Source organism: Protofrankia sp. CiP1_Cm_nod4, assembly GCF_982290645.1.
In genome coordinates, this window is sequence record NZ_CEVIVC010000259.1 from 1 (window position 1) to 3,278 (window position 3,278).

Sequence of the window (3,278 nt, forward strand, 5' to 3'; positions counted from 1 at the left end):
CCCCACCTCACACGGCCCGGGGGCGGGCGTCACGGCCGGCGTCCACCGCGAGCTGTATTCTCAGGGACAGTCCGGAGAAGATGTGAGGTTGATGTCCGCGTCCCCAGCCAGAATTTCCCTGACGGGAATCAAGCCGACCGGTGAACCGCACCTCGGCAACTACGTCGGTGCCATCAAACCGGCGTTGCGGCTCGCCGAGGAGTACGAGGCGATGTACTTCATCGCGGACTACCACGCGCTGACCACTGTTCGCGACCCGGCATTGCTGCGGCACTACACCCGCTCGGTGGCCGCGACGTGGATCGCCGCCGGCCTCGACCCGGACCAGGTGGTCCTCTATCGGCAGTCGGACATCCCCGAGATCCCCGAGCTGGCCTGGATCCTCAGCTGCCTGACCGGTAAAGGGCTGCTGAACCGGGCACACGCCTACAAGGCGGCGCGGGACCGCAACCGGGAAGCGGGCAAGGCGGATCTCGACGCCGGGATCAACATGGGCCTGTACAATTATCCGGTTCTCATGGCGGTCGACATCCTGATCATGGGCACCGACGCGGTGCCGGTCGGGCGCGACCAGGTACAGCACGTGGAGATCGCCGCCGACATCGCGGGCTCGTTCAACCACGTCTACGGTGACAGCTTCAAACTCAGAATCCCGCAGGCGATCGTGCCCGAGGCCGAGACCGGACGCACGCTCCCCGGCCTGGACGGCCGGAAGATGAGCAAGTCGTACGACAACACGATTCCGCTTTTCTGTACCGAGTCCCAGCTGAAGAAACTCGTCCGTCGTATTCCCACCGATTCCACCCCGGTGGAGGCGCCCAAGGATCCGGACAGCTCCAGCGTCTTCCAGATCCTGGAGCAGTTCGCCTCCCCGGAGACCGTCGCCGACACCCGGCAACGCCTGCTGGCCGGCGGCATGGGCTGGGGCGAGCTGAAAAACCAGCTGTTCGACGTCCTCAACACGCAGCTCGGCCCGCTGCGCGAACGTTACGACGCCCTGATGGCCCCCGGCAGCGAACTGGATGCCATGCTGGCCGCGGGCGCGGAAAAGGCCCGCAAACGAACAGTGCCCACCCTGGAACAGATACGCGGAGCGATCGGCATCGACTGACCCCGTCCCGCCGGTCTCGTCCCGTGTGGATACCACGCGCGGGACGACCGGGCGGGCCGTGTCGGGCCGCCATCACACAGCGACGGCCGCACGTCATCCCATGACCGAATCAGGCGTCGGACGCGAACAACGAGGGACGGGTGAGCACCCGTAACCCGACGACGACGAGCGCGGCGACCAGCACCACGGGCACCGCGATCCTGAGGTTGCGGCTCATACCGAGCCGCGTGCCCCGTCAGCGACCGCCGTGATCACACCGTCACGGCCCGACGGGCCGGAACGCGACGGACGGCCGCGCCGCAGCCCGGCAGCCCGGAACACGCCGAGCCACAGCGGCACGACGGGCCACAGCGGCCCACCGGGCCGAGCCGGGCGGCCCACCGGGCCGACATCCCGTCCGCATATCTCGACACCCACAGCATGATCCATTCCCCCGTGGCGGACACGACGATCACCCTGCTGTCGTCGCGTCGCCGACCGGCGACGCGACGCAACACACGCACGTACTGTAATGCCACGATCGAGCATCTCCCGCTACCGAGTGCCGACATGACCGGCCATCGCCGCCGACGCCAGCCCGGCCGGGTCAGCGCCCCTGCCACTGACGACGAACCACCGTGTCCGACACCCGCTCCCACGGCCGGCTGCCTCAGTGGCCGGCTGCCTCAGTGGCCGTCCGCCGGCGCGTCGGGTGCGAGCAGTTCCTCGAGCAGGAACCTCACCTTCGCCTCGATCGGCCGGCCCGGGTAATAGCGTTCGAGCAGATCGAGGCCTTCGTCGACGCTGGAGAAGCCACACAGGTCGTACAGCCTGATGATGTCGTTCTCGTCACGGCTGACCCGGCTCGCCAGCAGCTTCGTCGCCAGCAGGTACTCGGGAGACGGAGCCGACACGGTGAGGTGATCATTGTCGTAGACGACGACGGGATGCCCCGGATCATGACCCGGTAGAAAACCTTTGACTCCGTCGTTCAGCCAGTCCGGTTCAAGGTCCTCATGACGGGCTGCAACCCGTGCCGCGGCGGCGCGGACCTCGGTGGACGGATGCCAGATCCCGTCAACGTCCCTGGTGGCCGGTCGAGCGTCGTAGGCGACAGTCATGGCGGCACCACCGACGATGAAGACGTCACCGCGGATCCCCAGCCGGCGGAGTTCGTCGTTCAGCTCCGCGAACAGGCCGAGAATGCGCTCTCTGGTCAGCATGTGACAGCTTCTCCATGATCAGGAACCAGCTGACTCATATGTTCGTGAGGGAGTCGCGGTGCAGGTACACACCATGGTTCTGGAATGAAACCGGGCTGCCGGCGTACTCCCAGGCCCGCATCGACGGCATCGACGTCACCCACCAGCCATGGCGCAGATAGCGGCTGTCGTGATGGGCCCATGCGGGAACGGGCAGATCCTCCTGGACCGCCAGCCACTCGGCGAGTGCGGCCAGGAAGGCGTCCCATCGTTGGTCCCCGGTCGCAGGCGGCATCGCGGTGATCATTCGACGACGGATGTCCGGGTCCGCGCCGCGGAACCGATGGGCCAGTTCCGCCGCCTTGCGGACCGGCTCCGTGCGCTCTCCAGCGGGGATGTCACTCACGATCGACCGTGCCAGGCCGACCATGCTGGCCGAATAGTCGGGGTGGACGTCGATGTGCAGGCGCATCCCAGCGGCTTCGATGATACGTCGCAACGTGTCCACGGTCGGCTGCAACTCGCCCCGCTCGATCCGGTGGACGGTACTGGCCGCCACCCCCGCCGCATCGGCGAGGGCCCGCACAGACAGCCCCGCATCGGCTCGAACGCCGCGTACCAGGTCAGCCACCACCATGAACGTAAGCGTATACGCCTACACGCCGACCAGTCCGCTGTCGTCCTGCCGCCGGTCAGCGACGGGACGCGACGCTCCCGCACGTGCTGTAGTGCCACGATCGGGCAATTCCGCCGCCGGGTGTTGACATGACCGGCCATCGTCGCCGACGGCAACCCGGCCGGGTCAGCGCCCCGGCCACGGACGACGAACCAACCCGTCCGACACCGCTCCTGCGGCTGGCATACCTCAAGCGGCCGTCTGCCGGCGTGTCAGGTACAGGCAGTTCCTCGAGAAGGAACCTCGTCGTCCCTCGACTGGTCGGCCCGGGTAATAATATTTCAGCGAACTGAGATTTTCGGGTCTTCAC

Annotated in this window: 3 protein-coding genes; 1 reads left to right on the forward strand and 2 read right to left on the reverse strand. The window is 67.1% G+C overall.

Translation table 11 applies throughout. From position 1 onward, the window contains the following. Window positions 1-91 precede the first annotated feature (91 nt). Window positions 92-1,111: a tryptophan--tRNA ligase gene (locus tag AC5LSR_RS23840; protein WP_250285786.1), complete on the forward strand. Its 1,020-nt coding sequence runs from the start codon at window positions 92-94 to the stop codon at window positions 1,109-1,111. Window positions 1,112-1,776: 665 nt separating this feature from the next. Here AC5LSR_RS23840 and AC5LSR_RS23845 read toward each other — a convergent pair. Both AC5LSR_RS23845 and AC5LSR_RS23850 read right to left on the reverse strand, forming a co-directional pair. Further along, complete coding sequence (locus AC5LSR_RS23845) at window positions 1,777-2,313, reverse strand: hypothetical protein (RefSeq protein ID WP_250285787.1); 537 nt, start codon at window positions 2,311-2,313, stop codon at window positions 1,777-1,779. A gap of 34 nt (window positions 2,314-2,347) precedes the next feature. Next, complete coding sequence (locus tag AC5LSR_RS23850) at window positions 2,348-2,929, reverse strand: helix-turn-helix domain-containing protein (RefSeq protein ID WP_250285788.1); 582 nt, start codon at window positions 2,927-2,929, stop codon at window positions 2,348-2,350. Between the last annotated feature and the right edge of the window lie 349 nt (window positions 2,930-3,278).